General features: G+C 51.8%; 4 protein-coding genes. 3 read left to right on the forward strand and 1 reads right to left on the reverse strand.

All coding sequences use genetic code 11. The features are described from left to right. Positions 1–87 precede the first annotated feature (87 nt). Both ACFFJP_RS04160 and ACFFJP_RS04165 read left to right on the forward strand, forming a co-directional pair. Positions 88–726, forward strand: a complete 639-nt coding sequence (locus ACFFJP_RS04160) for a TetR/AcrR family transcriptional regulator (RefSeq protein ID WP_377240822.1) — start codon at positions 88–90, stop codon at positions 724–726. 381 nt (positions 727–1,107) lie between these two features. Further along, positions 1,108–2,910 carry a 7TM diverse intracellular signaling domain-containing protein gene (locus ACFFJP_RS04165; protein ID WP_377240824.1) on the forward strand — a complete coding sequence of 601 codons (1,803 nt, stop codon included), beginning with the start codon at positions 1,108–1,110 and terminating at the stop codon, positions 2,908–2,910. 75 nt (positions 2,911–2,985) lie between these two features. On the opposite strand, the gene ACFFJP_RS04170 is transcribed toward ACFFJP_RS04165, so the two are convergent. Next, positions 2,986–3,696 carry a SapC family protein gene (locus ACFFJP_RS04170; RefSeq protein WP_377240826.1) on the reverse strand — a complete coding sequence of 237 codons (711 nt, stop codon included), beginning with the start codon at positions 3,694–3,696 and terminating at the stop codon, positions 2,986–2,988. A 256-nt stretch (positions 3,697–3,952) separates the two neighbouring features. On the opposite strand from ACFFJP_RS04170, the gene ACFFJP_RS04175 reads away from it, so the two are divergent. Beyond that, positions 3,953–5,719, forward strand: coding sequence for a phosphoethanolamine transferase (locus tag ACFFJP_RS04175; RefSeq protein ID WP_377240828.1), 1,767 nt, complete (start codon positions 3,953–3,955; stop codon positions 5,717–5,719). Positions 5,720–6,000 lie beyond the last annotated feature (281 nt).

Genomic DNA, 6,000 nt, shown 5'->3' on the forward strand with positions numbered 1-6,000 from the left:
CTGCTGCGTTATTCTCTGGCCCACGCAGATGAAGGGCGGCCGTGATCCCGACTTTATGTCGCCACAGAGGCCACCACAGAGGTAGTGATGAGTGCAAACCCACTAAATAGCACCACGTGTAACAACACGGCTCCCGTCGGCCGGCCGCGTGCATTTGATTTGGAAACAGCGCTGCAAAAAGCGCTCGAAGTGTTCTGGCAAAAGGGCTATGAAGGCGCATCTTTGCCGGACCTGACCGAAGCCATGGGTATCAATAAGCCCAGTTTATATGCGGCTTTTGGCAATAAAGAACAGTTGTTTCTCAAAGCCATCGAACGCTATGAAAACCGGCCCAGTGCGTTTTTCTATCCGTCGATGCAAGAACCGACCGCCTATCGGGTGGCTGAACGGATATTGCTCGGCGCTGCCGCTGAACACAGTAATCCGCTGCATCCGCCGGGCTGTTTGATGGTGCAGGGCGCGTTGGCCTGTAGCGATAGTGGTCAGTCGGTGAAAGATGCGTTGATTGCGCGGCGTAAAGCCGGTTTTGAACAGTTGGTACAGCGCTTTGAACAGGCCAAAATCAGCGGCGATTTGCCCGCCGATGCCGATCCCCAGGGCTTAGCCGGTTTTATTATTACTGTACTGCAAGGCTTGTCAGTACAGGCTACCAATGGTGCTTGTGCGGAGCAGTTAAATAACATCGCCCGCACCGCACTCAGAGCCTTTCCGGCCGAACAGAATTAATTCGCGAACGGCGGTTTTTGAAGTTTCCGACAACCAGCATCGAGATAAGGCCCGCTGTGACGCACCCAGCCGGGCCCTGGTTCCGTTTGTTTGCAGATGTAATGGCCGGTTTTAACGCTCTGCCATTTGAACCACGGCGCCGGCGCTGCCGCGAGTTCTGCCTGCAGGCTGATACTCAGCAACGCCAAGATGTAACCAAAATGGTTTCTCATTACCATGTCACTCGGTAGGGAAAGCTTCTGCGTATGCTGCCTGAATGTCATTGGTTAAACCAGTGTTGGCGCAACAATGTCGTGACAGCGGAGTCGTTGATTGACCGGTCTGGAGCAGGCAGGTACAGTGATTACCATGGTTGTTTAGCACCAAGTTACGGAGGCTGAATTGTTGCGCAGTAGATGGTTGAGTCTTTGTCTATTGTTGCTGACCTTCGGCGCTGTGGCAGATCCGTTGCTGCTGAAAGGGCCGAACTGTTGTGGCACGCAGCAGGATGTAAGAGTGCTGCTTGATCCACAAGGCCAACTGTCGTTTGAACAAGTGCGGGCATTGCAGGCCGATTTTCAGATGCCGCTGCGTGAAGATCTCAGTTATGGCTACCGGCAAGGCGCCATTTGGCTGCTGTTAAAGGTCACTCCCGAGCGCTCAGGCCGCTGGTGGTGGCTGTTTACCTATCCTTCGCTCGACCAGCTGACCTTGTATCTGGAAGACAGCCAAGGCGTCCGGCAAATGCGTAGCGGCGATATGGTGGCGCTGCAGCAGCGCGCACTGGTTCATCGTCAGGCGGTATTCCCCCTAGATTTAAGCCAAAACGAGATGACTACGCTGTGGTTGCGCGTTGAAAGTCAGGGCAGTATGACGTTACAAAATCAACTGCTCAGTGACGAAGACTTTGTGTTGAGTACTGCGCAGAATTACCTGACGCCCGCCTTGTATTTTGGCGCCCTGTTGGCATTGGCTGGTTACAACCTGCTGTTGTTTATGGTGCTGCGCGAAAAAGTCTTCCTGTGGTATGTCTTGTTTGTGCTGTGTTTTGGCGCAGGGTCTGCGTCGTTAAACGGACTTGGCGCGATTTATCTGTGGCCAGATCTAGCCGAGTTGTCAAACCGCATGTTGCCGCTGGGTTTTACCGGCGCCAGTCTGATGGCCGTATTGTTTACCCGTGCTTTTTTAGATACAGCGCAATTCAGTCCGATCTGGGATAAATTCCTGCGGCCGATGGCATGGCTGATGGCGGTGTCTTTACTGGCTGTGCTGATGATGTCGGTACAGCAGGCGCTGATTGTGATGTCGTTGATTGGTATCTTGGTTGTGCTGGTACTGACGCTGTGCGCGATCCAAAGTGTGTTAAACCGCGCACCGGGTGCCCGGTTGTTTGCTTTAGCCTGGTCGATGTTATTGCTCGGCACTATCGTGATGTCACTGCGCAACCTGGGGTTGTTACCGTCCAATTTTTTCACCATTCACGCGATGCAGCTGGGGTCGGCGTTGGAAATGTTACTGGTGTCTTTTGGTCTGGCGGCGCGTTTTAATCAGTTGAAATTACAACACAGCATGGCGCAACAACAAATGTTGGACGCGCAGCAACAACTGGTGCAGCAGCTGCGTGAGCATGAAAATCAACTGGCGCAGAAAGTGACAGAACGTACCGCCGAATTAGAAGCGATGAATGTGCGCTTGCAGTTGCTCGCCACCACGGATCCACTGACTGGCCTGGCGAATCGCAATGCAATGTATCAGCAGCTGCATCAGGCGATAGCCCGTGCCAGACGCCAGCGCAGCAGCCTGGCCTTGCTGTATCTGGACCTGGATGGTTTTAAAACAGTGAATGACCAGCTTGGCCATCTGGTCGGTGACAAAGTGTTGTATGAAGCCAGCGAGCGTTTACGTGACGCCGTACGGGAAACTGATGTTATTTGTCGGATCGGTGGTGATGAATTTTTGCTGATCTGCGAAGGGCTCAGTCGCGGTGCAATATTGGTACAGTTAACACAGCGTCTGCTGAAACAAATGCAGCTACCGTTTTATCATGGCACTGAACAAATCAGTATCGGCGTCAGCATCGGCGTAGCGATCAGTTCAGGCGGTGAAACACCGGCAGAAGCGCTGATCGATGCGGCGGACCGGGCAATGTACGACGCTAAAGCTGCCGGAAAAAATTGCGTTCAACTGGCCAGTGAATATGCCTGAATGGAATAAACCTTAAGGGTTGGCCAGATCAAAAAAAGCGACTGTGAAGTCGCTTTTTTATTGAAACACCCGAACTTAAACTGCAGCAGCAGCTGGTAAACGGGCGATCAGCACGCCAATCCGTTCCAGTGACGTGAAGTGGGCATAAATGGCTGGTAACACACCAAACTTGCGCAGTTGCAGGAATTGCTCATCGCTCAGCGCGTCGAATTTTTCACGGTCAATCACGTGGAAACCGTTCAGGCGGCGCTCGTTGCCGGCCAGGTCGCGGTACTGCAGACCATCTGCTTTAAACAGGCCCATTTCAGTGATTTGATTCAGGATGTTACGGCTGACGGTATTGGCATCGATATAGTCTTTGAAGAAGCTGTTGATACCATCGAAGAATTCAGTGGCTTTGCCTTCTGCGTCAAACAAGGCCTGACCTTCAGTGCGGCTGACATTGTCCGCTTGTTCATTCACGCACAGAACTAATTGCTCGTCAGACGCTTGTGCCAGAGTGAACGGGTAAGCACGAATGCCGGCAGGCACATATTCGCCTTTCCATTCGCCGTTTTCTAAGAACAGATTCTGCGCTTCCTGCAGACCAAACACAGCAACTGGATTGTAAACGTCGGCATCAGCGGCTTTTAAGAAGAAAATTGGATAAAACGGCGCAGCGGCGGTGAATTCCTGCAGCATCAGTGGCGCCACATGGCGGTTTTCCAGAATTTCAACGGAGAATTTTGGCAGGATACGCAGATCTTTGTGTTGGTCCTGGGTCAGAGCGACTGGTTGAGCGAGCATGTTACTACTTCCTTTGGATCTTGTCTGAGGCCAGCATTGACGGGCATCCGCATGGTGGCCGGTTTTTATAAAGTCGCGAGCACCATACTATAAAAATATGACAGAATGCCAGCGCCCTTCAGCAGAAAAATGTTACCTGCTTTGTATGGCCCGACAGCTGCTGTTGCTACTGGTTGAGTAACAGGCTGAATTTATGAATAATGCCGCCGATTTGCGCGAATTCTGCCGCTGAGCTGGAACGAGGATATTGCACCGGATGATCAAAAAACTGCCGCAAAGCCGCCCACTGGCCGTTGTATTGCTGCTGTGTTTGTTGCTGCTGTTGTTATCACCACAGTATCTGGTACTGCAACGTGGCCAAGACCTTGGGCCTTGGTTGCGGCTCGGTATGCTGCCGGCATTGCTATTATTGCTGGTGCTGTTGTCGCTGCAGCGTTCGTTCGGCCGTTCGGTATGGCTGTTGTTGCCTTTAGCACTGTTAGTGCCACAGGAATGGTTTTATCAACTGACCTACGGCAAAGCCACCGACGCACACGCGATGGCAATCATTGCCGAAACGGACTTGGCTGAGGCCGCCGGCTACTTGTCCGGCATAGGCTGGCTGTTGTTTGCCGCGTTGTTGGGCATTTTGTTGTTATTTGGCCTGACCAGCAGTGTGCTGTTAGCTGCACAATTGCATTGGCCCCGCTATCTGCGTCCACTGATCTGGGGTTGTGCAATGACAGGTGTTGGCTGGGTTGTCATGCAGGAACGCCAATACGCTATTGATTATCCGGTGGTGCAGCAGGCGGACGCAACCCAAACCGCGTTGAGCCGCCGCCCTCTGCCGCAAAGTCATAACCTGTTTTATCAGAGTTTTCCGCTGAATCTGGTGCTGGCCGGCAACGAATACCGGGTACAGCAACAAGCGTTAAGCCAGGTCGCGGCGCAAAGTCGCGACTTTCGCTTCGGCGCTGCCCAGCCGGAAGTATTAGGAGAGCGGCAAATCTATGTGCTGGTGATTGGCGAAACGTTAAGGCCGGACCGGTTGCAGCTCAATGGATATCCACGAGCCACCACGCCAGAGTTGGCCAGCATCCCGGGTGTGGTTAGCTTTAAGAATATGATCAGTCCATGGGCCTGGACGCGAATGTCGGTGCCGGTGATTATTTCGCGTAAAACGGCCGCAGACCACAGTTATTTTTTCAATGAAAAATCATTGGTAGCGGCTTTTGCTGAAGCAGGCTTTCGTACTTATTGGTTATCGACGCAAAGCCCACTCGGCGTGCACGACTCCTCGGTCGCTTTGCATGCCAGCGAGGCGGACGAAGTGCAGTACCTGAATCCGGTCGGCTATAAAAAAGAAGGATTTTACGATGCGGTGTTGCTGGATGCGTTTCGACGGGTACTGGCGCGCAACGAGCAAAAACAGCTGATTGTATTGCATACTCTCGGCAGTCATTTCAGTTACACCGATCGCTATCCGCCGGAGTTTGATCGGTTTTTGCCGTCGGGGAAAGGCCAGAAAATCGGCATGCATGATCGTGCCAACCGCGAACTATTGAACAACGCCTATGACAATACTGTGCTGTATACCGATTTTGTCGTGTCCGGTCTTATCAAACAATTGCAGTCACAGCAGGCCATTGCCAGTTTGTTGCTGGTTTCAGATCATGGTGAAAACATCTTTGACGGCAACTGCGATAAAAGTGGTCATGGCCATAACACTGAATTTGATTATCGCGTAGGGGCGCTGTGGTGGGGATCTGAACTATTCAGTAAACAGTTTCCACAGAAGACGCAACAGCTAAATAAAGCCGCACAGTTGCCGCTGATGACCGGACAGACTTTCCATACCATGTTGCAACTGGCTGACATTCACTATCCGTCTCAGCAAACAGCCATAAGCTTCGCCGACCCGGCTTTCAGGCCACAATCGCGCAAGCTCTGGACTGGTATTGATTTTGACCGGGCGGCTAAAAGCGGACAATGCCGGATATTGCCGCAGGGTCAGACCAGTACCAATCCGAGTGGCAATAAGTGATCTGTCATAATGCTGTCATAAATAAGCCATAAAATAGCCATCCAACCGACATGACAACGCCATGAAATATACGCAAAAGATTCATGAAACTGTCATTGCGTCATAAAAACACCTGTTTTTACACGTACTTTCCTTGCAAATTGCTGGCGCTGTTTATACTGAAGCCATTCTGTTGCAAAGAATGTCGTTCTTCATAAAAAAGAAGGATTTAACCATGTTCGCAAAAAAAGTTGTGGTCGCTGCCGTGTTGTTGGGTCTGTTTGGTGCCGCAGGCATTGTAC

The sequence above is a fragment of the Rheinheimera tilapiae genome (assembly GCF_042432165.1).
Taxonomy (GTDB): Bacteria; Pseudomonadota; Gammaproteobacteria; order Enterobacterales; family Alteromonadaceae; genus Pararheinheimera; species Pararheinheimera tilapiae.